Origin of the sequence: Leifsonia sp. NPDC080035 (assembly GCF_040050925.1) — a bacterium.
GTDB lineage: Bacteria > Actinomycetota > Actinomycetes > Actinomycetales > Microbacteriaceae > Leifsonia.
Genome location: NZ_CP157390.1, coordinates 1,661,241 through 1,687,219 on the forward strand (window position 1 = coordinate 1,661,241; position 25,979 = coordinate 1,687,219).

General features: G+C 71.3%; 22 protein-coding genes. 10 read left to right on the forward strand and 12 right to left on the reverse strand.

Annotated features, from left to right (window positions below; genetic code table 11):
* Positions 1-32 precede the first annotated feature (32 nt).
* A complete protein-coding gene (locus tag AAME72_RS08190; RefSeq protein WP_348789745.1) occupies positions 33-1,403 on the reverse strand; it encodes an FAD-binding oxidoreductase in 1,371 nt (456 codons plus the stop codon).
* A gap of 84 nt (positions 1,404-1,487) precedes the next feature.
* Between AAME72_RS08190 and AAME72_RS08195 the strand changes: the two genes are divergently transcribed.
* Positions 1,488-2,441 (forward strand): DNA-3-methyladenine glycosylase 2 family protein, encoded by a 954-nt coding sequence (locus AAME72_RS08195; protein ID WP_348789746.1) that lies wholly within the window; start codon positions 1,488-1,490, stop codon positions 2,439-2,441.
* Positions 2,442-2,486: 45 nt separating this feature from the next.
* Here AAME72_RS08195 and AAME72_RS08200 read toward each other — a convergent pair whose 3' ends face one another.
* The 3 genes from AAME72_RS08200 to AAME72_RS08210 all read right to left on the reverse strand — a co-directional run bounded on the left by AAME72_RS08200 (position 2,487) and on the right by AAME72_RS08210 (position 5,657).
* Positions 2,487-2,996, reverse strand: a complete 510-nt coding sequence (locus AAME72_RS08200; RefSeq protein ID WP_348789747.1) for an SRPBCC domain-containing protein — start codon at positions 2,994-2,996, stop codon at positions 2,487-2,489.
* Between the two features lie 144 nt (positions 2,997-3,140).
* Positions 3,141-4,730, reverse strand: a complete 1,590-nt coding sequence (locus tag AAME72_RS08205) for an NAD(P)/FAD-dependent oxidoreductase (RefSeq protein ID WP_348789748.1) — start codon at positions 4,728-4,730, stop codon at positions 3,141-3,143.
* Positions 4,731-4,751: 21 nt separating this feature from the next.
* The gene (locus AAME72_RS08210; protein WP_348789749.1) at positions 4,752-5,657 is read right to left on the reverse strand and encodes a LysR substrate-binding domain-containing protein; all 906 of its coding nucleotides are present in this window, start codon (positions 5,655-5,657) and stop codon (positions 4,752-4,754) included.
* Positions 5,658-5,830: 173 nt separating this feature from the next.
* On the opposite strand from AAME72_RS08210, the gene AAME72_RS08215 reads away from it, so the two are divergent.
* Both AAME72_RS08215 and AAME72_RS08220 read left to right on the forward strand, forming a co-directional pair.
* Positions 5,831-9,499 carry a proline dehydrogenase family protein gene (locus AAME72_RS08215; RefSeq protein ID WP_348789750.1) on the forward strand — a complete coding sequence of 1,223 codons (3,669 nt, stop codon included), beginning with the start codon at positions 5,831-5,833 and terminating at the stop codon, positions 9,497-9,499.
* A 50-nt stretch (positions 9,500-9,549) separates the two neighbouring features.
* Positions 9,550-10,026 carry an acetyltransferase gene (locus AAME72_RS08220; RefSeq protein ID WP_348789751.1) on the forward strand — a complete coding sequence of 159 codons (477 nt, stop codon included), beginning with the start codon at positions 9,550-9,552 and terminating at the stop codon, positions 10,024-10,026.
* Positions 10,027-10,045: 19 nt separating this feature from the next.
* On the opposite strand, the gene AAME72_RS08225 is transcribed toward AAME72_RS08220, so the two are convergent.
* Positions 10,046-10,288: a hypothetical protein gene (locus tag AAME72_RS08225; protein WP_348789752.1), complete on the reverse strand. Its 243-nt coding sequence runs from the start codon at positions 10,286-10,288 to the stop codon at positions 10,046-10,048.
* Between the two features lie 49 nt (positions 10,289-10,337).
* On the opposite strand from AAME72_RS08225, the gene AAME72_RS08230 reads away from it, so the two are divergent.
* Entirely contained in the window at positions 10,338-11,189 is an 852-nt protein-coding gene (locus AAME72_RS08230) for an aldo/keto reductase (RefSeq protein ID WP_348789753.1), read from the forward strand.
* 48 nt (positions 11,190-11,237) lie between these two features.
* Here AAME72_RS08230 and AAME72_RS08235 read toward each other — a convergent pair whose 3' ends face one another.
* The 4 genes from AAME72_RS08235 to AAME72_RS08250 form a co-directional block, all read right to left on the reverse strand.
* Complete coding sequence (locus AAME72_RS08235) at positions 11,238-12,674, reverse strand: HAMP domain-containing sensor histidine kinase (protein WP_348789754.1); 1,437 nt, start codon at positions 12,672-12,674, stop codon at positions 11,238-11,240.
* Positions 12,671-13,441, reverse strand: a complete 771-nt coding sequence (locus AAME72_RS08240; protein WP_348789755.1) for a response regulator transcription factor — start codon at positions 13,439-13,441, stop codon at positions 12,671-12,673. Before AAME72_RS08240 ends, AAME72_RS08235 begins: the two co-directional genes overlap by 4 nt.
* Before the next feature lie 89 nt (positions 13,442-13,530).
* Positions 13,531-13,956: an SRPBCC family protein gene (locus AAME72_RS08245; protein WP_348789756.1), complete on the reverse strand. Its 426-nt coding sequence runs from the start codon at positions 13,954-13,956 to the stop codon at positions 13,531-13,533.
* 51 nt (positions 13,957-14,007) lie between these two features.
* Entirely contained in the window at positions 14,008-14,445 is a 438-nt protein-coding gene (locus AAME72_RS08250) for an Lrp/AsnC family transcriptional regulator (protein WP_314148117.1), read from the reverse strand.
* Between the two features lie 180 nt (positions 14,446-14,625).
* Here AAME72_RS08250 and ddaH point away from each other — a divergent pair, with 180 nt between their 5' ends.
* Genes ddaH through AAME72_RS08270 form a run of 4 tightly spaced genes read left to right on the forward strand, consistent with a single transcriptional unit; the run spans position 14,626 to position 19,007 of the window.
* Complete coding sequence (ddaH, locus tag AAME72_RS08255) at positions 14,626-15,486, forward strand: dimethylargininase (RefSeq protein ID WP_348789757.1); 861 nt, start codon at positions 14,626-14,628, stop codon at positions 15,484-15,486.
* Positions 15,487-15,497: 11 nt separating this feature from the next.
* On the forward strand, positions 15,498-16,775 hold the full coding sequence (rocD, locus tag AAME72_RS08260; protein ID WP_348789758.1) for an ornithine--oxo-acid transaminase: 1,278 nt from the start codon (positions 15,498-15,500) through the stop codon (positions 16,773-16,775).
* Between the two features lie 45 nt (positions 16,776-16,820).
* Complete coding sequence (locus AAME72_RS08265) at positions 16,821-18,311, forward strand: peptide MFS transporter (protein WP_348789759.1); 1,491 nt, start codon at positions 16,821-16,823, stop codon at positions 18,309-18,311.
* A 51-nt stretch (positions 18,312-18,362) separates the two neighbouring features.
* Positions 18,363-19,007 carry an MOSC domain-containing protein gene (locus tag AAME72_RS08270; RefSeq protein WP_348789760.1) on the forward strand — a complete coding sequence of 215 codons (645 nt, stop codon included), beginning with the start codon at positions 18,363-18,365 and terminating at the stop codon, positions 19,005-19,007.
* Positions 19,008-19,013: 6 nt separating this feature from the next.
* Here AAME72_RS08270 and AAME72_RS08275 read toward each other — a convergent pair whose 3' ends face one another.
* Positions 19,014-19,898, reverse strand: a complete 885-nt coding sequence (locus tag AAME72_RS08275) for a hypothetical protein (RefSeq protein ID WP_348789761.1) — start codon at positions 19,896-19,898, stop codon at positions 19,014-19,016.
* 521 nt (positions 19,899-20,419) lie between these two features.
* Between AAME72_RS08275 and AAME72_RS08280 the strand changes: the two genes are divergently transcribed.
* Complete coding sequence (locus AAME72_RS08280) at positions 20,420-23,011, forward strand: LuxR C-terminal-related transcriptional regulator (protein ID WP_348789762.1); 2,592 nt, start codon at positions 20,420-20,422, stop codon at positions 23,009-23,011.
* 18 nt (positions 23,012-23,029) lie between these two features.
* On the opposite strand, the gene AAME72_RS08285 is transcribed toward AAME72_RS08280, so the two are convergent.
* Complete coding sequence (locus AAME72_RS08285; protein ID WP_348789763.1) at positions 23,030-23,743, reverse strand: SDR family oxidoreductase; 714 nt, start codon at positions 23,741-23,743, stop codon at positions 23,030-23,032.
* Positions 23,743-24,408, reverse strand: coding sequence for a TetR/AcrR family transcriptional regulator (locus AAME72_RS08290; protein ID WP_348789764.1), 666 nt, complete (start codon positions 24,406-24,408; stop codon positions 23,743-23,745). Before AAME72_RS08290 ends, AAME72_RS08285 begins: the two co-directional genes overlap by 1 nt.
* 153 nt (positions 24,409-24,561) lie before the next feature.
* On the opposite strand from AAME72_RS08290, the gene AAME72_RS08295 reads away from it, so the two are divergent.
* On the forward strand, positions 24,562-25,938 hold the full coding sequence (locus AAME72_RS08295; RefSeq protein WP_348789765.1) for an MFS transporter: 1,377 nt from the start codon (positions 24,562-24,564) through the stop codon (positions 25,936-25,938).
* Positions 25,939-25,979 lie beyond the last annotated feature (41 nt).

A 25,979-nucleotide genomic window follows, 5' to 3' on the forward strand; every position in this document is an offset into this window, starting at 1 on the left:
CGGGAGGACGCGCCGAGCGTCGCGCCGCGGCGTCAGGCGGGGCCGAACGCGAAGACCCGATCGGGGTCGTACTCCGCTCGCGCGGCGCTGAGCCGTTCGAACACCGCCGGAGGCCAGCTGTTCTCGAACGACGCGGCGTCACTCAGATCGGCCGCCCAGTTCACGTTGGTCACCGCGGAGACCCGGTGGCCCAGCGCCTCCGCGATGGACGCGGCCGCCGCGGGCGCCAGCGCATCGAACGTCGACGGGTCGCCGGCGATCGTGCTCACCGTGTAGCGGCTGTCCCTGCCGCCGACCGCCGTGCCGTCGTGGGTGTCACGCGCGGTGGCGCCGCCGAGCTGTCGGATCTCGACCGCGAGGAACGGCGACTGCGCGCCGGGGCCGGCCAGGCGCAGCAGCGCGTCGCCGTCGGCCGCATCGAAGTCGTCCAGCATCAGGCCGCGCACCCAGCTCGGGGCGCCCTGCTCGGGGTCGTTGTGGATGGTCGCGACCGCGGTGGTCGGGATCTCGCCGACGAAGTCGAGGTAGACCGGCGCGGCCGCGCGCATCGGAGCGAACAGCTCCTCGCCCTCGGCCGGGTCGCCGGGGAACGCGAAGCGAACGCTCAGCACCGACCGGCCGCGCAGCGGCGGCGGAGGGCCGTCGACGTCCGGGATGCGCAGGAACACCGCCGAGGTCGTCGCCGCCTCCGACAGCTGCGCCGCCCAATCCACCCACGCGCGGAACGCGGGCTCGATCGCGTCCCCCTCGAAGAAGACGCTGCCGGCGTAGAGGGTGGTGAGCGGGACGAGTTCGAGCGTCATCTCGGTGACGATGCCGAGGCCGCCCTTCCCTCCGCGCAGCGCCCAGAACAGCTCGGGATGCGTCGACGCGTCCGCGACCACCACCTCGCCGTCCGCCGTGACCACGCGGAACCCGCGCACCCAGTCGGCCGTGAAGCCGTGGCTGCGGGCGAGCGGCCCGAGGCCGCCGCCGAGCGTGTAGCCGACGGCGCCGACGCTGGTGGACGACCCGGTCACCGGTGCCAGGCCGTGCTCCGCGGCCGCAGCGATCACCGGCGCCCAGCGCACCCCGGCGCCGATGCGCACGTGCCGGAGGTCCGCATCCACCTCGAGGGTGTCGAGCGCGCGCGTCGACACGACGAGGCCGCCCGTGATCGGTGCCTCGGCACCGTGGCCGGTGGCCTGCACGCGCACCGGCAGGCCGGTGTCGCGGGCGAAGCGGACGGCGGCGGCGACGTCGTGCTCGTCGCGCGCGGCGACGACGACATCCGGATCGTGGCGGATGGCCGGGTTGAAGCAGGCGACCTCGGCCGCGAGGCCGTCGTCGCCGCGTGTGAAGACGGTGCCGTGGACAGTGTCGCGCAGCCGCGCGAGGGTCCCGGCGTCGATATCGATTCCCATGGGGTGACAGTAGGGGACTCCACCGACACCCGGGTAGAGGGCGGCGCGCGCTGACCGTCAGGAGCGTGACGTACGATTCCGTGCATGACCGCCGTCCTGCCCGAGAGCGCCCGTTCCGGGCGTCCCGTGGAGACGGTGTACCGGCCCAAGGCGCAGGTCGACGTGGCGGCGACGCTCGGGCTCCTCGGCCGGGGGCCGTACGACCCGACGACCCAGTGGGACCTCCGCGGCGTGTGGCGCACCTGGCGCACCCCGCTCGGCGCCGCGACGCTGCGCGTCCTGCGCCCGGCGGCCGACGGCTCCATCGCGGCCTCCGCCTGGGGCCCAGGGGCGGAGTGGGTCGTCGCCGCGCTGCCCGCGCTGCTCGGGAGCGAGGACGACTGGTCGGCGCTCGACGTCTCCGGCAACGTGCTGCTGCGCGGGAGCCTGCACAGGAACCCGGGCCTGCGCCTGGCGAAGACCGGGCGGTTGCTCGAGGCGCTCCTCCCCGCGATCATCGAGCAGCGCGTCACCAGTCTGGAGGCCTACCGGTCCTGGGCCCGCCTGCTCCGCTGGTACGGAGAGCCCGCGCCCGGCCCGGCCCCGGAGGGGATGCGCGTCACCCCGACCCTGGAGCAGTGGCGGGGGGTCCCGTCCTGGGACTGGCATCGCGCGGGCGTCGACCCACGGCGGTCCCGCGCGGCGCAGGCCGTGCTCGCGGTGGCGCCGTCCCTCGAACGCGCGACCGGTGGATCGGCGACGCTGGACGACGCGGCCGCCGCGCTGCAGACGGTTCCCGGCATCGGGATCTGGACCGCCGCCGAGACCCTGCAGCGCTCGCACGCGCATCCCGACCTCGTCAGCGTCGGCGACTACCACCTCGCCCACTACGTCGGCGAGGCGCTGATCGGCGAGCGCGTCGACGACGACGGGATGCTGGAGCTCCTCGAACCGTGGCGGGGGCACCGCCAGCGCGTCGTGCGGCTCATCCTCGCCAGCGGCTTCCGGTTCCAGCGCCGTGGCCCGCGCATGGCCGTCCAGGACCACCGCTGGCACTGAAGCCGGCGCGGCGCCGACGCGCAGCCGACGGGGGCGCTGCGGCGGTCAGCCGGTGGTGCCGTCGCGCTGAGCCGTCTGGTGCTCTGCGCGCAGGTCGTGGTCGAGCTCGCGGCAGAGCGTCTCGTAGTGGTCGCGCATCGCCGGGTAGTAGTCGTCCCACTTCGGCATCGGCTTGCCGTCGTGGGCGGCGACGAGCCGGTCGAGGTAGTAGTCCCAGCCGATGCAGTAGTCGGCCGAGGTGGACACCGAGCGCAGCCGCTGGCCGAAGGTGACCGTGGTGTGGCCGCTCGCCTCGGTGAGGTGCACGAACATGACGAGGGAGTCCGGCGCCTTGCCCACATCCACGTGGAGTCGGTGCGGCGCCTCGCAGAGCATGACGGCGACGTTCTCCCACTCGGCGTCGTCGCCTTCCGCGTTCATGCGGAACTTGACGGCCCCGGTCGAGCCGGTGCCCGTGTACTCGCCGACCCAGAGCGCGAGCCTCGGGGAGCGGCTGAAGTAGGTCCACACCTCTTCGATCGGAGACTTGAAGATGCGGTCGAGGACCACATACACCCCGTCGTCCTTGCGAACCAGTCGACCTGTCGGCTGCGGCATCATGGTGACCTCCCGGAGAGTCCGCCCCCTTGGTGAGCCCCACCTTAGTCACGTCCCCGGGGTTCCGGCAGGGGGAGCCCGCGGGTCCGTGTTCGAGTCCTCTCAGCCCTCCAGCACGGCCATCGCGGCGTTGTGGCCGCCGAGGCCGCTCACCGCGCCGCCGCGGCGCGCGCCGGAGCCGCACATCAGGATGCGGGGGTGCGCCGTGGCGACACCCCAGCGCTCCGCGGGGGTGTCAAGGGCGTCGTCGTCCTCGGCGAACGGCCAGGAGAGCGGCCCATGGAAGATGTTGCCGCCCGGCATGTTGAGGGTGTGCTCGAGGTCACGGGTGGTCTTCGTCTCGATGCACGGATTGCCGTCCGCGTCGGTCAGCAGCAGGGACTCGATGGGCTCGGCCAGCACGGAGTTCAGCGACGCGAGCACCGCATCCTGGAGCCGTCTGCGGGTCTCGTCGTTGTTGTCGTCGGTCAGCCAGCGGTCGGGTGTGTGCAGTCCGAACACGGTGATCGTCTGCGCGCCGGACTCGGCCAGGTCCGGGTCGAGGATGCTCGGGTCGGCGAGGGTGTGGCAGTAGATCTCGCACGGCAGCAGCTCGGGCATGACGCCGCGGGTCATCCCCGTGTACGCCTCCTCGAGCTGCGTGTAGGTCTCGTTGATGTGGAAGGTGCCGCCGAAGGCCGCCTTCGGGTCGATCGCCTCGTCGCGGAGGCGCGGCAGGCGCTCGAGCAGCAGGTTCACCTTGACCTGGGCGCCCTCGGCGACGGGACGCTTCTCGGCGCTCGCCGCATCCCCGAGCAGCCGGTCGAGGACGGCGGGAGCGACGTTCACCAGCACGTGCTCGCCGACGACGTGACGCTCGTGCCCGTTGCGCGTGTAGACGACGGTGCCGTCCGGCGCGATGGAGGTGACCTCGGCGTCCGTGACGATGCGGGCGCCGGCCTCGCGCGCGACGCGGGCCAGCTCGCCGGTGACGGCGCCCATCCCGCCGACGGGCACATCCCATTGGCCCGTGCCCTGGCCGATGACGTGGTAGAGGAAGCAGCGGTTCTGGGCGAGGGAGGGGTCGGAGACGCTGGCGAAGGTGCCGATGAGGGCGTCCGTCGCCGCGACGCCGCGGACGAGGTCGCTTTCGAGCCGTGACTCGATGAATCCCCCGATCGGCTTCTCGATGAGCGCATCCCAGAGATCGTCGTCGCCTACGAGGGCCTTGGCCTCGCTGCGGGTGAGGAGCGGCTCCGTCACGGTCGGCCAGAGCGCGCGCGCGACCGCGGTCGTGGACTCGTAGAATCCGGTGAACCGCTCGGCGTCGTCGGCCGCGCCGATGCGGGCGAAGGATGCGGCGGTCGCGTCGGCGTCCGTGTTGTCGATGAGCAGGCCGGCGCCGTCCGGATCGCCGGGAACCGGGGTGTACGAGGAGTAGCGGCGGCGGACGAGCCGGATGTCCAGGCCCAGGTCGTCGATGATGCGCTGCGGCAGCAGGCTGACCAGGTAGGAGTAGCGGGACAGTCTCGCCTCGATGCCGGAGAACGCCTGAGCGCTCACGGCCGCGCCGCCGACATCCGGCAGTCGTTCGAGCAGGATGACGCTCTTGCCTGCGGCGGCGAGGTAGGCGGCCGCGGTGAGTCCGTTGTGACCTCCGCCGACGATCACCACATCGTGCGTCGGCGCGGGGGAGAGAGCAGGGTCGGTCATGGAACAGAGCCTAGGGGACCGTCACGGCCGGGCGTGCTCCGGGACCGCCTGCGCCAGCGCGCGACGTGCCGCGACGACGCCGGGGCTCGCCGCGGACGCCCGCCTGGCCGAGGTGAAGACCGTGCGGCGGGGCGAACCGGGCAGCGGCAGGAGGCGGACGGCCGGCTCTTCTCCCGCCCACACCAGGTCGGGAAGGAGGCCGACGGCGTTGCCCGACGCGATCAGGCGGATGTGGGCGACGAGGTCTGCCGTCTCGAAGCGCACATCCGGTTCGAACCCGGCGGCACGGCAGAGCTGGACGGCCCAGGTGCGCGCGGCCGTGCCCTCCGGTTCGAGCACCCACGGCAGCGCTGCCGCCTCCGCGAGCGAGTCGGTGCGAATGCGCGAGCCGCGTTCCCGCGAGCTGGCGAGGTGGATGCTGTCGGTGGCGAGTTCCGCGCGGTCGAGGCCGCTGCGCAGCGCGCGGGTGCTTCCGGGATACTGCTCGGCGATGACGAGATCGAAGTCGCGCGCCGACACCTCGAAGAGCCCCTGCTCGGGCTCGCGCTCGGTCACCTCGACACGCAGCTCGGGGTAGTCGCGCGCAAGCGCGGAGAGGGCGCCAGGGAGGATGGCGTGCGCGGCCGACTGGAAGACCGCGATGCGCACGAGGCCGGACACCGTGGTCACGGCGTCGGCGACGGCGGACTCCGCGAGGTCCAGGGCGTCCAGGATGGCCGCGGTGTGCTGGGCGAGGAGTTCGCCCTGCGGCGTGAACCGGAGCCGGCGCCCGGACTTCACCAGCAGGACGGCGCCCACCTCCTTCTCGAGGGCCGCGAGTTGCTGGGACACCGACGACGGGCTGTACGAGAGGGCCTCGGCGACGCCGGCGACGGTGCCGCGGATCTTGAGCTCCCGCAGCAGGCGCAGCTTTCGGACGTCCAGCATCGGTTGCTCCCATCATTCAGCTGAGCCGAACGATACCCTTCGGAAACGTTCGCTGTCGCTGAGCATAATGGCGGCCTCAGAATGTTCTGCACAGGCTCGTGCATCCTGCGACTTCTCCCCGGATCCGGGCGGTCGCCTCGGAGCCGCTATTCGGAGGAAATACAGTCGTGGACATGGTTGATCACACGGACGGGGTGGCGTCGCGCTCCGCGGAGGCCGCTCCGGGGCGGCTCGCCCAGGAGGCGATCGCGCTGGTTCGGCGCTGGCTCGAGCAGAGCTCCGGCGCGGACGGCGGCACGCCGCCACAGGATCCGGCAGCCGAGCGCCTGGCCGGTGTGCTCAAGGACCCGGACGGCCTCGAGTTCGCCGTCGGGTTCGTGGACGGCGTCGCCCGTCCGCAGGACCTCTTCGTCGCGGGCTACAACCTGCAGCGGGTCGCCAAGAAGATCCCGGCGTTCCTGCCCTGGTACATGCGCCTCGCCATCTGGCTCGGCGGTGTGTTCGGCCCGGTCGTCCCGTGGGTGGTGATCCCGACCGCGCGGCGAGTAATGCGCCGCATGGTCGGCCACCTCGTCGTCGACGCGACGCCCGAGAAGCTGGGACCGGCGATCGCCCACCTGCGCACGCCGAACGATCCGGCCGGGCACGGCGCCCGGCTCAACCTCAACCTCCTCGGCGAGGCCGTGCTCGGCGAGAAGGAGGCGGCGCGCCGTCTCGAGGGCACGCGCGCGCTTCTGGCCAGGGACGACGTCGACTACGTCTCCATCAAGGTCTCGTCGATCGCCTCCCAGCTCTCGATGTGGTCGTTCGACGAGACGGTCGAGCGCGTGATCGACCGCCTGACCCCGCTCTACGAGCTCGCTGCGTCCTCGCCGACCCCCAAGTTCATCAACCTCGACATGGAGGAGTACCGCGACCTCGACCTGACCATGGCCGTCTTCACGGGCATCCTGAGCAAGCCGCAACTGCTCGGGCTGGAGGCGGGCATCGTGCTGCAGGCCTACCTGCCGGACGCGCTGGATGCGCTGCAGCGGCTGACCGAGTGGTCGACGCAGCGGCGCATCCAGGGAGGCGCACCGATCAAGGTGCGCGTCGTGAAGGGCGCGAACCTCGCGATGGAGCGCGTGGACGCCGCCATGCACGACTGGCCGCTCGCGACGTACGGGAGCAAGCAGGCGACGGACACGAACTACAAGCGGGTCCTCGACTGGGCGCTCACGCCCGAGCACACGGACGCGGTGAAGATCGGCGTGGCCGGCCACAACCTGTTCGACGTCGCGTACGCCTGGCTGCTCGCGTCGGAGCGGGGGGTCACCGATCGCATCGACTTCGAGATGCTGCTCGGCATGGCGACGGCGCAGGCCGAAGCCGTGAAGGGGACCGTCGGGCAACTGCTCCTCTACACGCCGGTGGTGAACCCCGCGGAGTTCGACGTCGCCATCTCGTACCTGATCCGCCGGCTCGAAGAGAACGCGAGCCAGGAGAACTTCATGTCGGCCGTGTTCGAGCTCGACAGCGATCCGGAGCTCTTCGAGCGGGAGAAGGCGCGGTTCCTCGCCTCGGTCGCCGACCTCGAGAACGACGGGCTGCCGCACGGTGCGGCGCCGTTGCCCAACCGGCAGCAGGACCGATCGCGCGAATGGGACGAGGCGACCGCTCCCGCGTTCACCCGGCCGCCCGTGGCGTCGGAGCCCGCTGACGGACGCGGTGACGAGGGACTGACGAGTGTCGTGCTGGGTCTGACCCGCGGCTCCTCGGGGGCCGCTGGACTCGGCGCCCTCGATGCCGGCTCGGTGCCGGCGGCGGCCGACGGCTTCCGCAACGCCGCGGACACCGATCCCTCGCTCGCCGCCAACCGCGCGTGGGGGCGACGGATCCTGCAGCGCTCGGCGCAGAGCGAACTGGGCGTCGCGAGCATCCAGGCAGCGGCGGTGACGGACGCAGAGGCGCTCGACGGCATCATCCAGGGCGTGCACACGGCGGGCGGCTGGTGGGGATCGCTCAGCGGACGCGAGCGGGCGGCCGTGCTCGACCGCGCCGGACACGCGCTCGAGGCGAACCGCGACCGGCTCATCGAGGTGATGGCGGCCGAGACCGGCAAGACGATCGCGGAGGCCGACCCCGAGGTGAGCGAGGCGGTCGACTTCGCCCACTACTACGCGACGCTCGCCCGCGACCTCGACACGGTGCAGGGGGCACGGTTCGTCCCGTCGCGGCTGACCGTCGTCACGCCGCCGTGGAACTTCCCTGTCGCCATCCCGGCGGGCGGCGTGCTCGCCGCGCTCGCCGCGGGCAGCGGCGTCGTCATCAAGCCGGCGCCGCAGGCCAAGCGGGCCGGGGCCGTGATGGTCGAGGCGCTCTGGGAGGCCGGCGTTCCGCGCGAGGTCCTTGCGCTGGTGGATGTCGCCGAGAGCGACCTCGGGCAGCGTCTCGTCGCCGATGCACGCGTCGACAGGGTCATCCTCACCGGGTCGTACGAGACGGCGAAGCTGTTCCGCTCGTGGCGTCCCGACCTCCCGCTGCTCGCAGAGACCAGCGGGAAGAACGCGATCATCGTCACGCCGAGCGCCGATTACGACCTCGCCGTCTCGGACATCGTCAAGAGCGCGTTCGGGCACGCCGGCCAGAAGTGCTCGGCCGCGAGCCTGGTCATCCTCGTCGGCTCGGTCGCGAAGTCGGAGCGCTTCCGGCATCAGCTGGTGGACGCAGCGACGAGCATGCGCGTCGGCTATCCGCAGGACGCGACGAGCCAGATGGGACCGCTGATCGAACCGGCCTCCGGCAAGCTGCTGCACGCGCTCACCACGTTGGGCGCGGAAGAGGAGTGGCTGGTCCAGCCACGCCGGCTCGACGACACGGGACGGCTCTGGTCCCCGGGTATCCGCACCGGGGTCCAGCCGGGATCGTACTTCCACCTCACCGAGTTCTTCGGGCCGGTGCTCGGCATCATGACGGCGCGCAACCTGGAGGAGGCGATCCGCTTCCAGAACGCCATCGAGTACGGCCTCACCGCGGGACTCCACTCGCTCGACTCCGACGAACTCGCGCTCTGGCTCGACACGGTGGAGGCCGGCAACCTCTACGTCAACCGCGGCATCACGGGCGCGATCGTGCGGCGGCAGCCGTTCGGCGGCTGGAAGCGCTCCTCCGTCGGTGCCGGCACCAAGGCCGGAGGACCGAACTACCTCGTCGGCCTTGGCAACTGGCGGGCGGATGCGGGCCGCACCAGCTCCAGCCTGCACCTGCGCGGCCTCGAACCGCGCGTCACCCAGTTGATCGAGTCGGGGCAGTCCTCCATGGACTACCCGGCCTTCGACCTCGTGCGCCGATCCGCGCTGAGCGACGCCATCGCGGTCGCGACCGAGTTCCACCAGACCAAGGACGTGTCCGGGCTGGGCGTGGAGCGCAACCTGTTCCGATACCGGCCGGTCCCTGTCGCGATCCGCCTCTCCGAGGGCGCGTCGCTGCCGGAGCTCCTCCGGGTGATGGCGGCCGCGACGGTCGCGCGGTCGCGCTTCACGGTGAGCACGGCCCTGACGCTGCCGAAGCCGATGCTCCAGGTCCTCCGCGAGCGCGAGGTCGAGGTCGTCGTGGAGACGGACGCGCACTGGCTGTCGCGGGTGCGCGGGCACCGGATCGCGGCGCACCGGATCCGGCTGATCGGCGGCGACGCGTCCGCGCTCGCCGCGGCGCTGGGCGGGTCGCCCGATGTCGCCGTGTACGCGGGCGAGGTCACCCCGTCGGGGCGCGTGGAGGTGCTTCCGTTCCTCCACGAGCAGGCGATCTCGATCACGAACCACCGGTTCGGCAACCCGACCAGGCTGTCGGAGGGGGTCATCTGACCGGAGGCAGGCGCTCCGGTCCGGTCCTCGTCCTCTGAGAGGATGGCGGTATGCCCGCACGGAACGACGCCAGCGCCTCCGCCGTCACCGTCCGCCCCTCGATCGGGCCGGCGGAGTACCCGGCGCTCGCCCGGATCTGGCGGAGCGCCGTCGACGCGACGCACGACTTCCTCGCCGACGCCGACCGGGACCAGATCGAGGCCGTGCTGCAGTCCGACTACCTCCCCGCGGTCATCCTCTCCGTCGCGGAGGTGGGCGGCGAGCCGGTGGGGTTCTCCGGTGTGCTCGACGGCGCACTGGAGATGCTGTTCGTCGACGCGACCCGGCGGGGACGCGGAGTCGGCACCGCGCTTCTCGCGCACGCGATCGCTGAGCACGGCGTCACCAGGGTCGACGTCAACGAGCAGAACGCCCAGGCCGCCGGGTTCTACGCGCACCACGGCTTCGAGGTCGTCGGCCGCAGCGAGACCGACGAGGCGGGCCGACCGTATCCGCTGCTGCACCTGAGGCTCGGCGCACCCGCCTGAGCGGTGGCGCGGCGGAGGACTACTCCTCCTCGTCCTCCAGCTCCGCGAGCTCGTCCGCCGCGTCGGCGTTCCCCGCGGCGGCGAGCCGGCGCAGCTCCTCGAGGTCGCCCCGCTCCGCCGCGAGCTCGACCAGGGCATCCTCCGCGTCGCTGCTCCCGGCGGCGGCGAGGCGACGCAGCAGCGTGACATCCTCGCTGTCCAGCGCCGATTCGACCGCCTCCGCGACGTCGTCCGGGTCGGTGGGCAGGGGTTCGTCCGCCATGGTGCTCCTTCCGTCGGCCGCCACACTACCCGGGCGTAGGGTGGTGCGCATGACCGATTCCCCCATCGCGCTGCCCGCCGTCCCGCTGCTGCCCCTGAACTCCGGCGGCAGCATCCCGCAGGTCGGTCTCGGCACCTGGCCGCTCGACGACGCCGAGGTGGAGCGCGCGATCGTGGATGCGGCCGCCGTCGGGTACAGGCACGTCGACACCGCCGCGAAGTACGGCAACGAGGTGGGCGTCGGCCGCGGTGTCGCGGCGAGCGGGATCGACCGCGAGGACTGGTTCGTCACGACGAAACTCGACGGCGGCTACCAGGGCGACGACCGCGCGGTCGCCGGTCTCGACGCCAGCCTGGACCGGCTCGGGATGGAGTACGTCGACCTGCTGCTCATCCACTGGCCGCTGCCCGCGCGGGACCTGTTCGTCGACACCTGGAAGACGTTCATCCGGCTGCGCGAGTCCGGTAAGGCGCGCGCCATCGGCGTCTCCAACTTCAAGCCGGCCCACATCGACCGGCTCATCGCCGAGACCGGCGTGACGCCTGCGGTCAACCAGGTCCAGCTCAGCCCCGCCATCCCGCGCCTCGACCACCGCGCCTACGACGAGGAGCACGGCATCGTCACCGAGTCCTGGAGCCCCATCGGCGGCTCGGGCGACCTGCTCGGCGACCCGATCCTCGCGGACCTCGCCGCCAAGCACGGCCGCACGCCCGCGCAGATCGTGCTGCGCTGGCACGTGCAGAACGGCCTCGTCGCCATCCCGAAGTCCCGGGACCCGCAGCGCATGGCCGCCAACCTCGCCGTCTTCGACTTCGTTCTCGACGCGGACGACCTGGCGGCGCTCGACCGGCTCGACGAAGGCCCCGGCGCGGGCGTCGACTCCGACCACAGCGGACACTGACGGCGCGCCGCCGCACCGACACCCGCGGCCGGCCGAGCGCCGGTCGGCCTAGGCGGACACCAGCGGCAGCCGCACGGTGACTGCGAGACCGGCCCCGGGGACGTTGGCGAGCTCCACCGAGCCGCCCGCGGCCTCGGCCAGAGCGGCGACGATCGCGAGGCCGAGCCCCCCGCTGCCGCCCGACTTCGAGGTGCGCGCGCCGTCGGCGCGGGTGAAGCGGTCGAGCGCGACGGGGATGAACGACTCCGGCATCCCCGGGCCGGAGTCGGTGACGGTGAGCACCGCCGTGCCGTCGTCGACGTGCAGCCGCGCGGTGACCGTGTCGTCGTGCCCCGCAGTGTCGGCCTCCATCGGGAGTCCGCGGATCGCGGTGATCGCGTTGCCGAGCAGGTTGTCCAGGATGCGCCCGAAGTCGGTGGGGGAGAGCGACACCCGTGCGTCCGGTGCGGGCCGGCGGCGCGGGTCGTAGTCGTAGTCGACCGAGATCGCCCGCGCCTCCTCGTCGCTGCTGACCAGGAGCCGCGCCCGGTCCACCGCGTCGGTGAGCTCGTCGACGAGCGTCCGCCAGTCGGTCCGGCCGCTGATCGGGCCGGCCTCGATGCGGGAGAGCTCGAGGAGGTTGTTCGCAAGCTGCCCGAGCCGGAGCGCGGTGGCGTGCGAGGAGCGGACGTCGGACAGGAGCGCGTCCGGGTCTCCGGCATCCAGCTCCGCCAGTTCGAGCTGGCCGCGCAGCACGGCGAGCGGCGTGCGCAGCTCGTGGCTGGCGTCGGACACCATCTGGCGCTCGCGGTCGGCGGACGCGCGCAGGCGGCGGATGAGGTCGTTCAGCGTGGTCGCGAGCTCCGACAGCTCGTCGCGCGCCGGACCGACGGTGAGCAGCCCCGCGTCGTCCCGGTCGCGTCCGCCGGCCCCCGCGATGCGGTCGGCCTGCTCGCGCATCCGGCTCACCGGCCGCAGCGCGGCGCGCGCCAGCAGCCAGGACGCCGCGCCGAAACCGAGGATCAGCACGCCGGCGCCGACGAGCAGCGCGAGCGTGAGCCGGTCGAGGATGAGCGCCGTGGTCTCGTCGTTGCGGGCTGCGACGATGTGCATCGTGCCGACCTTGGTCTCCACCGGGCGCACGAGAACCAGGTAGGTGTCGTCGCCGATCTGCACGGACTCCGCATCCTGCCCGAGCTTCAGCAGCTGGGGCAGCCGCTCCTCGAGCGCGTCGGGGAGAGTGGTGGCCAGCGCCGTGCCGTCCGTGCCGACGACCGCGAGCTCCTGGCCGCCGCCCGGCAGGTCGAACGGGCCGGACGGGCTCGCCACCACCGACGCCGCGGGCGCTGTGATGTCGTTGCCGAGCAGGGTCACGGTCGCGTTGTGGAGGATGGAGGCGACGCCGATCCGGATCACGACGACCGCGACCAGCCCGAACAGTGCGGCGACGATCAGGCTGCCGATCGTGATCCGCGCCGTGATCGACAGGCGCCGCAGCCAGCTCACGGCGTCGCGGTCTCCGAGGCCGGGTGCGCCGACGTCTGCCCTGCCGGTGTCTGCCCGGCCGGCGCCGCGCCGCCCTGGGGCTTCGCATCGAGCGCGTTCTTGGCGTCGAGCCGGTAGCCGCGGCCGCGCTCCGTGACGATGGACAGGCCGGCGCCCGCGAGGTCCAGCTTCTTGCGCAGGTACGACACGTACTGGTCGATGACGTTGGTGCCGATGTTCTCGGTCGTCCCCCACACCGACTCCAGGATGTCCGAACGCGAGAGGGTCTTGTCCGGGTTCGTCGCGAAAAGGCGCAGCAGGGTGAACTCCCTGCGGCTGAGCGGCATCTCGTGACCGGAGACCAGCGCCTGGTGCTCGTGCGAGTCGATGGTGAGCCGCCCGACGGTCACTTGCGGGCGCATCCCGCTCGGCTCGCGGCGCAGCAGCGCGCGTACCCGCGCGGCCAGCTCGGCGAAGGCGAACGGCTTGGTGAGGTAGTCGTCCGCGCCGGAGTCGAGGCCGTGCACGCGGTCTTCGATCGCGTCGCGCGCGGTGAGCAGCAGGATGGGCATCGGGTTGGCGGCCTCACGGATGTGGCGGCACAGCTCGAACCCGCTCATCCCGGGAAGCATCACGTCGATGGCGGCGGCCGAGTAGGCGTCGCTGCGTAGCGCGATCAGCGCGTCGACGCCGTTGGTGACCAGCGTGACGTCGTATCCCTCGGCGGCGAGACCTCGCTGGACGAGGCCTCCCATGTCCGGATCGTCTTCGACAACGAGCAGCTTCATGCGCCCATCGTGCCACTGTTCACCGTGCCGGTGCTCGGTTCAACCGCCGCTCGACTGTGCACCCGCTGAACGTTCTCGCAGAACGAGCCTCAGGATTCCTCGACCACGGACTTGAGCGACCCGAGCGTCATCGCCCAGTTGTCGCCCATCCGCTGCGCCTCCGCATCATCGGCGCAGCCGTCCTGCGTGATGGTGACGAGCGTGCCGTCCCCGTCGGCCGCGAGGAGGTAGGAGACGGTCTGGTAGCTCTCCGGCACGTCCGGCTTCCCGCTGAGCGGACTGTAGTAGCTGCTGACGAACCGCTCGTTCGGCACGAACTCGAGGATCGTGCCCTTGTCCTCGTACGGTTCGCCCTCCCACTCGCCGCGGTAGACGATCGGGGAGCCCTCGGTCCAGTCGGTGACGACGCGGGTCCCGAACAGGAAGCGGGCGATGGTCGCCGGGTCGGTGATGGCGTGCCAGACCGCGTCCGGGGTGGCGTCGACGTGGATGCTCGCGCGTGCTGTCGTGGTCATGTGACGAGTCTGCGACGCCCGGCTCCGCGGCGATAGAAGATTCGCGACAGCTCAGCCGTTGCCGCGGTTGATCAGGCGGGAGAGCACGATCGCGCTGCGCGTGTGGTCGACGTTGGGTGCGAGGCGCACCTTCTCCAGGGCCGCCTCGAGGCTCGGGATGTCGCGCGAGCGGATGTGGACGATGGCGTCGGCGCTGCCCGTGACGGTCCCGGCGTCGACGACCTCCGGCACGGCGGAGAGGATGCGCAGCAGCTCCTCGGGCGACACCGTCCCGCGGCAGAACAGTTCGACGTACGCCTCGGTGCTCATGCCGTCGATCGCCGGGTCGACCTGAATGGTGAATCCGCGGATCACCCCGTCGGCCACCAGGCGGTCGACGCGGCGCTTCACCGCCGACGCGGACAGCCCCACCACCGATCCGATGTCGCCGTAGCCGGCCCGCGCGTTCTGGCGGAGAAGGTCGAGGATGCTGCGATCGAGGTTGTCCACGAGAGGAAGCATATGGTGGATCGTTGCGTCTCAGCGAGCCTCACGCGCGAATCGTGCGCGGGGACGCAATCGACCCGAGTCCAGCGGCCGAGCAAGGATCGTGTGCGAACCTGCCCGGAGCGGTGATTTCGTGCGCGAGGACGCATCCAATCGCCGACTTCCGCGTGTGACACTAGCCTCATGTCGATCACCGACGAGGAGGCCGTGGCGCGCTCGGGGGAGCCGGAGCGCACGGCGCGGCCCCGCACCGTGCTGATGTGCCGCCCCGAGCACTTCGCCGTCGTCTACCGGATCAACCCGTGGATGAACCCCGGGCTGCCGACGGACACCTCCCTCGCCGTGCGCCAATGGCAGCGACTCCACGACACGTATCGTGAGCTCGGATTCGATGTCCGGCTCATCGAACCGCTCGAAGGTCTGCCCGACATGATCTACGCGGCCAACGGCGGCTTCGTGATCGGCAACGTGGCCTACGGTGCGAGCTTCGCCTACCCGGAGCGACGGCCGGAAGGCCCGGCGTACATGGACTGGTTCCGCGCCAACGGCTACGAGGTCATCGTCCCGGAGCAGGTGAACGAGGGCGAGGGCGACTTCCTGCTCGTCGGCGACACCATCCTCGCCGGCACCGGCTTCCGCAGCAGCGACGCGAGCCACGACGAGCTGGCGCGGGTCTTCGGCCGTGAGGTGCTGACCCTGCGGCTGACCGATCCGAGCTTCTACCACCTGGACACGGCGCTCGCCGTGCTGGACTCCACCCCGGGGCAGGAGCACATCGCCTACCTGCCGTCCGCGTTCGACCCGCCCAGCCGCGCCCGGCTCGAGGAGCGCTTCCCGGACGCGATCCTGGTGACCGACACGGATGCGGCCGTGCTCGGGCTCAACGCGTTCTCGGACGGACGCAACGTGGTCATCGCCTCCCGCGCCGCGGGTTTCGCGGCGCAGCTGCGCGAGCACGGCTACGACCCGATCGGCGTCGACCTCTCCGAGCTGCTGCTCGGCGGGGGCGGCGTCAAGTGCTGCACGCTGGAACTGCGACGCTGAGGAGACAGCAGATGAGCGAGACCGTCGCGCGGGAGACCGCGGCCCACCGCATCCACCCGGTCACCGTCGCGCCGAGCGAGCGCCAGACCGAGGCGATCGCGCAGGAGGAGGAGCACGCCGCCCACAACTACCATCCGCTTCCTGTCGTCGTCGCGGAGGGTCAGGGCGCGTGGGTCACCGACATCGACGGCCGCCGCTACCTCGACTGCCTCGCCGCGTACTCGGCGGTGAACTTCGGGCACTCCAACCCGGTGCTGCTGGATGCGGCACGAGCGCAGCTCGACCGGATCACCCTCACCAGCCGCGCGTTCCACAACGACCAGCTCGGGCCCTTCGTCGCCGAGCTCGCGCAGCTCGCGGGCAAGGACATGGTGCTGCCGATGAACACCGGCGCCGAGGCGGTCGAATCGGCCATCAAGGTGGCGAGGGCCTGGGGATACCGGGTGAAGGGCGTGCCGGACGGCGCGGCGAACATCATCGTGATGGCCGGGAACTTCCACGGGCGCACGACCACCATCGTCAGCTTCAGCGACGACCCGGACGCGCGCGACGACTTCGGTCCGTACACGCCGGGCTTCCGCACCGTGCCGTACGGCGACGCGGCGGCGCTCGCCGCGGCCGTCGACGAGGACACGGTCGCGGTGCTGGTCGAGCCGATCCAGGGCGAGGCGGGCATCGTCGTCCCGCCGCCGGACTTCCTGCCCGCGGTACGGGCACTGTGCGACGAGCGCCGCATCCTCTTCATCGCCGACGAGATCCAGTCCGGGCTCGGCCGCACCGGCGCCACCTTCGCGTGCGACCTGGCCGGGGTCGTCCCGGACCTGTACCTGCTCGGCAAGGCGCTCGGCGGTGGCATCGTCCCGGTGTCCGCGGTCGTGGGCGACCGGGATGTGCTGGGCGTGCTCCGCCCGGGCGAGCACGGCTCCACCTTCGGCGGCAACCCGCTGGCCGCGGCGGTCGGCCGCGCGGTCGTGGCACTGCTGGCGACCGGCGAGCCGCAGGAGCGGGCCGAACTCCTGGGCAGACGCCTGCACGCGGGCCTCGAACGGCTGATCGGCCACGGGGTGCTGGCGGTGCGGGGAGCCGGGCTCTGGGCCGGGATCGACATCGACCCGGACCTCGCGACAGGGCGGGAGGTATGCGAACTCCTGATGGAGCGCGGCGTGCTCGCGAAGGACACCCACGGCTCCACCATCCGGCTCGCCCCGCCGATCGTGGTGGACCCGGCCGACCTCGACTGGGCGGTCGAACAGCTGGAAGTAGTGCTGCTGGACCTCTCCGGACGCTGAGAACGGGCGTTCACCTCCCGCGTGGACGGTGGGAGCATGGGCGCCATGAGTGCCACCAGAGACGAGGAACCGGACCGCGGGAGCAACACGAAGGTCGCCGACCCCAGCCACGGCTTCTTCGGGCAGCCGCGCGCGCTCGCCAACATCTTCGGCGTGGAGATGTGGGAGCGCTTCTCGTTCTACGGGATGCAGGGCATCCTGCTCATCTACCTCTACTACTCCGCCGAGCGCGGGGGCCTGGGGATCGACCAGGCCACCGCCGCCGGGATCGTCGGGGCATACGGCGGAGCGGTCTACCTCTCGACCATCCTCGGCGCGTGGCTCGCCGACCGGCTGTTCGGCTCGGAGCGCGTGCTGTTCTGGAGCGCGGTCGTCATCATGGCCGGGCACATCTCGCTCGCCCTGCTGCCCAGCTACGCGGGCGTCATCGCCGGCCTCCTGTTCGTCGCGATCGGCAGCGGCGGGCTCAAGGCCAACGCCACCCGGATCGTCGGGACGCTGTACGACGAGCACGACTCCCGTCGCGACGCCGGCTTCTCGCTCTTCTACCTCGGCATCAACCTCGGCGGGCTCCTCGGACCGCTGCTGACGGGCCTGCTGCAGTCCACCCTCGGCTTCCACTGGGGCTTCGCGCTCGCCGCGGTGGGGATGGCCATCGGCCTCATCCAGTACTCCCTCGGCCGCCGGCGGCTCCCGGATCGGGCCAGGGAGATCCCGAACCCGCTGCCCTCCCGCCGGTACCCGCTCGTCATCGGGATCGGGATCGCCGCGGTCATCGTCATCCTCGTCCTGGTGTTCTCCGGCGTGGTCACCGCGCAGAACCTCGCGCTCTGGGTGATCGGCGTCGTCATCGTCTCGGCGATCGCCTACTTCGCGGTCATCCTCTCGTCGCGGCTGCTGAACGGCGACGAGCGCTCGCGCATCATCGCCTTCATCCCGCTGTTCATCACGAACGCCGCGTTCTGGTCGCTGTACCAGCAGCAGTTCACGGTCGTCACGATCTACTCGGACGAGCGCCTGAATCGGAACCTGTTCGGCTGGGAGTTCCCGGTCTCGTGGGTGCAGTCGATCAACCCGATCTTCATCATCGTGCTCTCCGGCGTCTTCGCCGCGATCTGGACGAAGTGGGGCGACAAGCAGCCGTCCACCCCGCTCAAGTTTGCCGCGGGGACCGTGGTGATGGGCGTGGCGTTCTTCCTGTTCCTGTTCTGGGCCGGCGGCGGCAAGAACAGCACGCCGCTTCTGGCGGTGGTGGGCATCCTGCTCGTGTTCACGATCGCCGAGCTGCTGATCTCGCCGGTGGGGCTGTCCGCCTCGACCAAACTGGCGCCGCACGCGTTCCAGGCGCAGATGGTCGCGCTGTACTTCCTCTCCGTGGCGCTCGGGACCGCGATGGCGGGGCAGCTCGCGAAGCTCTACGCGCCGGAGACGGAGGGCATCTACTTCGGCGTGATCGGCGGCATCGCGGTCGTGATCGGCGTGATCCTCGGGCTGATGAGCCCGTGGGTGCTCAAGATGATGCGCGGGGTGCGCTGACCGCGTCGCGCTGACCGCGTCGCGCTGACACGGTCGGCCATACTGGAGGGCATGGCGAGGATCCTGGCGGTGTGCCGTGTCGAGCAGCTGCTCCCCGACGCGAGCTCGGTCGGCGTGACGGCGATCGACAAGCGCCCGGTCGACGGCCGGGTGAAGGCGCGCCCGCTCGGACTGCGCGCGGACGTCCAGGCGGACCGCAAGAACCACGGCGGGCCGAGCAAGGCGCTGTACGCGTACGCGGAGGAGGACGCCGAGTTCTGGGCGGCCGAGCTCGGCCGGCCCATCCCCGCCGGTCTGTTCGGCGAGAACCTGCGCACCGCAGGGCTCGACGTGAACGGCGCGGAGATCGGGGAGCGCTGGCGGATCGGCGACGAGCTGGTGGTGGAGGTGACCTGCCCGCGGACGCCGTGCGCGACCTTCCAGCGCCGGATGAGGGAGCAGCAGTGGGTGAAGCGCTTCACCCAGGCGAACCGGGTCGGCGCGTACCTGTCGATCGTGCACGCCGGAACCGTCGGTGCGGGTGACACGGTCGAGGTCGTCGACCGGCCCGGCCACGGTGTCACGATCGCGTCGTGGTTCGGCGGCGCGGACGCGGCTCAGGCGGACGCGCTCGAGGCGGCGGAACGGGCAGGAGCCGTGACGCTCGCCCGCGAGATGGTCGAGTCGATCGCGTCGGTGCGCCGCCGCGCGGCCTGAGCGCGCCTACGCGTCGGCGAGCCCGAGCTCGCGGCGCCAGTGCGCGAGGAACTCGGCCCCGGCCTCGTCGTGCGTGGCGTCGCCGATCGTGATCACCTCGTACGGCCGTTCGAGGATGCCGTCGGCGGGACGCACGTCCACGTGCGCGACGTCCCTCCCGGTGCTGTGCACGAAGTCGGCCATCTTGTAGTCGCTGCGCGAATCGCCCACCGAGCGCCAGCGCGCCGGCAGCGGGCCACGGGCGGCGAAGTAGTCGAACGCGCGCCGGGCGCCGCGGTCCTTGTCGAGCAGGACCGACTCGATATCGGTCGAGATGATCGTCGGGTCGATGCGGAAGGGCACGGCGCCCTCCGCGTCGGAGGCCTCCCGCTCGCCGTAGCGCAGGCCCAGCCCGAGGCCGGTCAGCAGCTCGAACGCCTCGTCCTGGAAACGGAGCTGCGACTCGCGATAGGTGTCCGCATCCACGTCGGTCCGCTGCTCGACCGAGATCATCGCGCGCTTCGTCTCGTCGAAGAACATCGTGTCCGCGAACCGGTCGCGCACCAGCGAGCGGATGCCGTTCACGGCCTCCTCGGGAAGCGCCACCGAGTCGTCCACGGTGACCTCGCCCATCCCCTCGCCGGTGATCGGCGCCCACGCGCCGCCCTTCTCGAAGACGCCGAACATCCGCGACCCCTGGCGGGCGAGCGCATCGTCGAGTCCCGCGGCGCACAGCGGCGCCACGACCTGGTGGCGGATGAAGTCGCCGGACCGGCCCGTGATGAACGCGATCGGCACTCCCGCCGCCGCCATCGCCACGAGATCGGTGACGATGCTGCGGATGGCGATCGTACGGGTGACGGGGCTCGCGATGGGGCCGTCGACGTCGAAGAGGAGACCGAGATTGTGCACGGTCCATTCTCTCTCGGGCACCGACCTGTCGGTCTGCCGGATGCACGGAGCGGGCTCGTCCCGGCCACGTAGTCCCGGGCGGTCACGTACGGAACAACGTGAAGAGTGGGCTGACCGATCGGCGCGATTCGACGCAAAGGGACTGACCGGGAGGCGCACGGCCCTGAGCGACCGCGAGTGGCTGCCTAGCGTAGTGCCGGAAGTCGCATATCAACCCGAAAGTGGTACGCAGTGTTTCCTCGTTCAGCCCCCGGTCCCCGCCTACGGCCGCCGTTCGCCGTCCTCTCCGTGACGCACGCGCCCCTCCGAAGCGACCGCAGAGCAGACAGGGCGTAGCGCCGAGGCGGCCGGCGCCGTCCGCCCACTCGTACCCACCACAGCATCCACGCACGCGATCCAGCGCCCCGCGTTTCCGCGGGCGGCGCCGAGGCGCTCCGCCCTCGATCGCGCGCACCCCGTTTTCTCTCGATGAGGAGTGCCGACATGTACACCACCACCCGTTCACCGCGTCCCGTGAGGGCGTGATCCCCGTGCGCAAGAAGGATCCCGTGTTCCTGGGCCGCGGCGACGAGCTCGAGATGGCGCTGGCGCTGGTCACAGCGGGCACCAGCGTCGACGTCATGGGCGACCGGGCCAGCGGGCGCAGTGCGTTCCTGAGCCAGTTGCGGTCCCGCCTGACGGACCAGGATTGGGCCGTCATCGCGGTCCGGGGCGTTGTGTCTCTGCGCGAGCAGCCGTTCGCGGCGATGCACCTCGCGGGCATCGGCGCTCCGAGCGACGCGCGCGGAGTGTCCACCCTGCAGGCGACGGCGAACGCGCTTCGCCAGCTCACCGAGCGGCCGCGCTCCGTGCTGTTCATCGACGACTGGGAGGACGTGGATGAGGCGTCCTGGGGAGTCGCGGAGGCCGTCCGGCGCGTGACGGGGTTGCCGATGGTGCGGACCCGGCTGCATGGACGCTGCGCCCGCCACACCCCGAGCGGCTTGACCGCGTCGACGGTCGACCCGGCGATCATGGTGGAGATGACACCGTTGCGGTTCGAGGACCTGGAGACCGTCATCGAGAGCGAGCTGGGCGGTCCGATCGAGGGCGGGACGATGAGCCGGCTGTACGCGAAGTCCGGCGGCAGCATCGGCCTGGCATTGAGCATGGCCGAGGTCGCGCGTCGGGAGGGGCGCATCCAGCCGGATGATGACGGCAGCTGGGCGGCGGTGCGCGACCTGTGGAGCCCGGCGCTGTCGACCCTGGTCGAAGCGCATCTGGACGGTGTCGGCCCGGCGGCCAGGGACGCCCTGGAGACCATCGCGCTGGTCGGGGTCGCCGATCTGGATACCGTGCGGAAACTCGTTGACGATCGGGCGCTGGAGCAGCTGGAGGAGCGGGCGCTGATCCGCCTGGTCCCGTCGGGCCACAGGCAGCTGGTCACGGTGATCCCCCCGCTTCTGGTCGAGTTCTTCCGCCACCAGCCGGCCGGGGTGCGCCGGGTGCGGATCGCTGACCTCATCGTCGACAAGCTCGGCACCTCGGACACGATCGGTGCGCTGCTGGCGCGGGAGTCCGCCGTCCACCGGCCGCCGGTCGACAACGACGCGCTCATCGTCCGGCTCCTGCGGGAGCGCGATCGCGCCCGCCGGATCGTGGCGGGGGCGGAGTGGACGACGAACCCCTCGGCGGCGACAGCGGTGCGGTTCGCCGCCTCCATGCTGCACGCCGATCCGGCCGATCCCGCACTCGAGAAGGTGATGGCCTGCAGCGAGTCCAACTCCGGGGAGCGCGAAGACCGGGCGGAGTTCGCGGTGCTTCGCGCGCGCTGGACCGCCTACGTGCGCGGTGACGTCGAGTCCGCGCTCGCGGACCTCGCAGAGCAGAGCCTCACGGTCGGCGATTTCGCCGCGCTCCTGGAGACCGAACGCGTCGCCATCATCACCCACTCCGGAGGTGACCACGCGGGGCTCTGCCTCCCTGAAGCATCGACCGTCGAGGACGCCCCGCTCGGCGTCCGCATCCGCATGCTGGAGGTGCAGATGCTCCTGCACCTGACCCGCGGCGAGTTCGCCGATGTGAAACGGCTCTACGCCCGCGTCGCGCGCCTCGACCGCAACGGCGCCTCCTACTACTCGCGGGTCTACGCCGGCCTGGCGGACGTGGCGCTCGGGCGGCTGGATGCGGCCGTCGCCTCCATGATGCACGGGCTGGACGAGGCGCGCGGGCTGCTGGACATCGAGGCGGTCCGCGCCTACAGCGCCGTCGTCTCGTGCGCACTCGTGCTGACCGGCGACTACGACGCGGTGGACGAGGTGCTCGACAGTGCGTTCGCGGCCGGTGACCCGCCCCCGCTCCCGCCCGGCACCCAGTTGATGCTGATGACCTGCGCGGCCCTCGTCGCCATCCGGCGCGGGAACACGACCCTCGGCGAACGCTACGTGCGGGCGATCTCGTCGCTGCGCTTCGCCGAGGGGCCGCTGCCTGCGCAGTCGTCGGCGATGGCGTCCGCTCAGCTGCAGGCTCTCGGCGACCCGGACGCGGCCGCCGAGACGCTGTGGCGCGCGGCGGAGACCGCATGGGAGAACGGCAACCGGTTCGCCGCGTGCTACGGCTATCTCTCCTCCCTCGAGGTCCTGTTCGACGAGGAACGGTTCGCTCTCGCCTCCGAGCGTGCCGGCGAGCTGGGCGGTGCGCTGCTCGAGTCGCGGCTGCACTACCTGAGGGCGAACGCGGACCGCGACGCCCGGGCGCTCATGGCTGCGGTGGCATCGCTGGAGGAGTCGGGCCAACGCGGTCTGGCTCTGACCGCCGCACGCAAGGCGGCCATGCGGTTCACGGAGGACCGCGACGCCGCGGGCGCCGGACGGGCCGCCGAGTACGAGCTGCGACTCGGCGAGCTGCAGCATCCACGGCGCATCCACACCGAACGCTTCTCATCGTCGACCCACTCGCTCAGCGAGCGGGAGCGCGAGGTCGCGAGGCTCGCCATCGAGGGGCTCACCAACCCGGAGATCGCGGCGCGCCTGGTCGTCAGCGTCCGCACGGTGGAGAGCCACATCCACCACCTGCTCCGCAAGCTCGACATCGGCTCGCGCCAGGCGCTGCAGTTCTACGCGGACCGGTTGTAGGGCGTCGCCCGCGCAGGCTCAGACCGCGCGGGTGACGCCGCCGTCGACGCGGATGTTCTGGCCGGTGATGTAACTGGCCTCGTCGCTCGCGAGGAAGCGCACCACGCGCGCGACCTCGGTGGTGGAGGCGGCGCGGCGCAGCGGGATCGAGCGGGTCCACTCGGCCGGCACGGAGCCGGGGTCCTCCTTGGTGAAGCCGGGCAGCACGTTGTTCATCCGGATGCCGGAGGGCCCGTACTCGTCCGCGTAGAGCTTCGTGAAGACGGCCAAGCCCGCGCGAATGGTGGCGGACACCGGGTAGTTCGGGTTCGGCTCGAACGGGGAGCTGGTCGAGATGTTGACGATGGAGCCGCCTCCGGCCTCCAGCAGGTGCGGCGTGACGATCCGGGCCATGCGGACGACGTTCAGGAGGTACAGCTCGAGTCCGTCGGACCAGTCCTGATCGCTGAGCTCGAGCACCTTCCCGCGCGCCGCGTGTCCCGAGCAGTTGACGACCGCATCCACGCGACCGTACGTGGACATCGCGAGGTCGACGACCGCCTGCAGGTCCTCGACCTTGCGGTTGGAGCCGTCGAGGCCGACCCCGCCGAGTGTCTCCGCCAGTGCGGACGCCCGGCCGGACGGGGACATCGTGACGACCCGGTAGCCGGACGCGGCGAGCTCGGTGGCGCTGGCGGCGCCGATGCCGGAGCCCGCTCCGACGACGATCGCCACCTTCCGGGTATCCGGCACTATTCGTCCACCTCCGAACGGTTCCCGGCCGCCCGCTTCTCGGCGCCCAGCTTCGCGTAGTGCTCCGTCAGCAGCTCGATCGCGAGCGTGGACAGGTCGGCCAGGCCGCCGAAATCCACGTCGTCGCCCGCCGAGACCGACACGTAGGTGCCCTCGGTGAGGGCACGGCTGAACGCGACGATCTTGGCCGCGAAGTCCGGGTCGGCCTCCAGCGCCTCCTCCGGGAACTCACCGCCGACCTGTGCGAGCGCGGTGTCGAACATCTGCTTGCGGATCTGCAGGTACTTCTGGCGGGCCTCGTTGTCCTCCAGCCGCTTCTCCAGAGCGAACGTGGGGCCGATGAGCCGGAGGGCGTCCCGGTTGTCCTTCGGGCTCGACGGGCTCGCGGACGAGTCGGCGATGAAGCTGTGCAGGAGCTCGCGCTGCGTCTGGCCGGCGTGGGCATCGCGCCAGAACTCGAAGCAGTAGTCGAGCAGCGCGGAGAACAGCTTCTCCTTGTTCTCGAAGTGCCAGTAGACCGAACCGACCGGGAGGCCGGACACCCGGGCGACGTCCGCCATCGTCGTTCCCTCGTAGCCGGCCTCGACCGCGAGGGAGAGCACGGCATCCAGAATCGCCTTCTCGTTCTCCGGAGTCTTCTGGTGCGTGTTCTGACGCCTTGCCATCCCGTGCCTCTCTGCCCGCCGCCCGCCCGCTTGACACGTCAAGCATAGGGCTCATATATTTCTTGCCACGCGCTTGAATCTTGATTCTAGAACATTTGCTCTAGATGATTCGGCACGTAAGGATCAACGTCGATCTCGTGCAGAGAGGCACACATGAACATCGCTGAATTGATTGCCGGCTCTCGGATGAGCCGGTTCCAGATCATGGCCATCGTGGTGGCCATCGTCCTGACCGTCCTCGAGGGCTACGACACCGCCATGATGGTGTTCGCCGCTCCCTACGTGACGAAGGAGTTCGCCTCCTCGTCGAGCATGATCGGCGTCGTGCTCTCCGGCGCGCTGATCGGCATGGTGATCGGCTCGATCCTCGTGGCGCCCCTCGCCGACCGGATCGGGCGGCGACGCATCGCGATCGTCGGCACCGTGATCGTTCTGGCCGGGATGCTGATCGCACCCTTCGCGACCGACATGGCCGGGATCCTGCTCTCGCGGATCGTGACCGGCCTGGGCGTCGGGGCCCTGATCTCGGTGGTCGGGGTCATCGCATCCGAGTACTCCAACCGGCGCGCGTATCCCGTGGTGATGGCGGTCTACGCGGCGGGCATCAACATCGGCGCCGTCATCGGCGCGATCGTGATCGGGCCGCTGCTGCCGTCGCTCGGCTGGAGGTTCGCGTTCTGGGCGGGCGTCGTGCTGTCGGCGATCGCGCTCATCCTCGCGATCGTGGCGTTCCCCGAGTCCATCGCCTGGCTGGCCGCGCGGCGGCAGCCGGGGACACTCGACCGGGTGAACCGCATGCTCGCGCGGATGGGGCACCCCGCCCTCCCGGAGCTGCCCGCGAACCAGCGGGGGCAGCGCGAGCACACGGGCGCGCTGCGCATCGTCTTCTCGAAGCGGTTGATCGCCCAGACGCTCCTGATGATGGTCGGCTACATCGCCTTCCTGCTGGTGTTCTACTTCGCCAACTCGTGGGCGCCGAACACGCTGGCGCAGGCCACCCAGGTGCCGTCCTACGCCGCGCCGACGACCCTGTCGCTCGGCCTCGGCGGCGTGATCGGGAACCTGGTGTTCGGCTTCATCTCCAAGCGGGTCAATCCGCGCATCCTGACCCCGATCTTCCTGGTCATCGGCGCGATCGGCCTCGCCGTCTTCGGTTCGATCGAGACCATGATCCCGCTGGCCTTCGTCGACATCTTCGCCGCCTCGTTCTTCTTCAGCGCCGGTGTGGTCGGCTTCTACCAGATCGTGCCGCTGATGTACCCGACGCTGGCCAGGGCGACGGGGTACGGGATCGTCGCCGGCGCCGGCCGGATCGGCGGCATCGCGTCGCCGATCCTCGCCGGGGCCGCGTTCGACGCCGGCATCCCGGTGTCGACGGTGTTCCTGATCTTCTCGCTGCCCTTGGTCTTCTCAGCTCTGACGGTGGTCGCGCTGGCGATCCTCGAGAAGGCGCAGCGCGCCCGTGCCGCCACGGCGGAGTCCCTCGACCCCGCCGACGGTATCGAGCTCCAACCCGAACCGGCGCCGTGACGCCGTCCGACGCTCACCACGACATCCATCCATCCGAGAGG

Excerpts from the sequence above, each read along its gene's own strand:
- AAME72_RS08190 (WP_348789745.1), bottom strand. The coding sequence starts at position 1,403 with ATGGGAATCGATATCGACGCCGGGACCCTCGCGCGGCTGCGCGACACT.
- AAME72_RS08195 (WP_348789746.1), top strand. The coding sequence starts at position 1,488 with ATGACCGCCGTCCTGCCCGAGAGCGCCCGTTCCGGGCGTCCCGTGGAG.
- AAME72_RS08205 (WP_348789748.1), bottom strand. The coding sequence starts at position 4,730 with ATGACCGACCCTGCTCTCTCCCCCGCGCCGACGCACGATGTGGTGATC.
- AAME72_RS08210 (WP_348789749.1), bottom strand. The coding sequence starts at position 5,657 with ATGCTGGACGTCCGAAAGCTGCGCCTGCTGCGGGAGCTCAAGATCCGC.
- AAME72_RS08215 (WP_348789750.1), top strand. The coding sequence starts at position 5,831 with ATGGTTGATCACACGGACGGGGTGGCGTCGCGCTCCGCGGAGGCCGCT.
- AAME72_RS08220 (WP_348789751.1), top strand. The coding sequence starts at position 9,550 with ATGCCCGCACGGAACGACGCCAGCGCCTCCGCCGTCACCGTCCGCCCC.
- AAME72_RS08225 (WP_348789752.1), bottom strand. The coding sequence starts at position 10,288 with ATGGCGGACGAACCCCTGCCCACCGACCCGGACGACGTCGCGGAGGCG.
- AAME72_RS08230 (WP_348789753.1), top strand. The coding sequence starts at position 10,338 with ATGACCGATTCCCCCATCGCGCTGCCCGCCGTCCCGCTGCTGCCCCTG.
- AAME72_RS08240 (WP_348789755.1), bottom strand. The coding sequence starts at position 13,441 with ATGAAGCTGCTCGTTGTCGAAGACGATCCGGACATGGGAGGCCTCGTC.
- AAME72_RS08245 (WP_348789756.1), bottom strand. The coding sequence starts at position 13,956 with ATGACCACGACAGCACGCGCGAGCATCCACGTCGACGCCACCCCGGAC.
- ddaH (WP_348789757.1), top strand. The coding sequence starts at position 14,626 with ATGTCGATCACCGACGAGGAGGCCGTGGCGCGCTCGGGGGAGCCGGAG.
- rocD (WP_348789758.1), top strand. The coding sequence starts at position 15,498 with ATGAGCGAGACCGTCGCGCGGGAGACCGCGGCCCACCGCATCCACCCG.
- AAME72_RS08265 (WP_348789759.1), top strand. The coding sequence starts at position 16,821 with ATGAGTGCCACCAGAGACGAGGAACCGGACCGCGGGAGCAACACGAAG.
- AAME72_RS08270 (WP_348789760.1), top strand. The coding sequence starts at position 18,363 with ATGGCGAGGATCCTGGCGGTGTGCCGTGTCGAGCAGCTGCTCCCCGAC.
- AAME72_RS08290 (WP_348789764.1), bottom strand. The coding sequence starts at position 24,408 with ATGGCAAGGCGTCAGAACACGCACCAGAAGACTCCGGAGAACGAGAAG.
- AAME72_RS08295 (WP_348789765.1), top strand. The coding sequence starts at position 24,562 with ATGAACATCGCTGAATTGATTGCCGGCTCTCGGATGAGCCGGTTCCAG.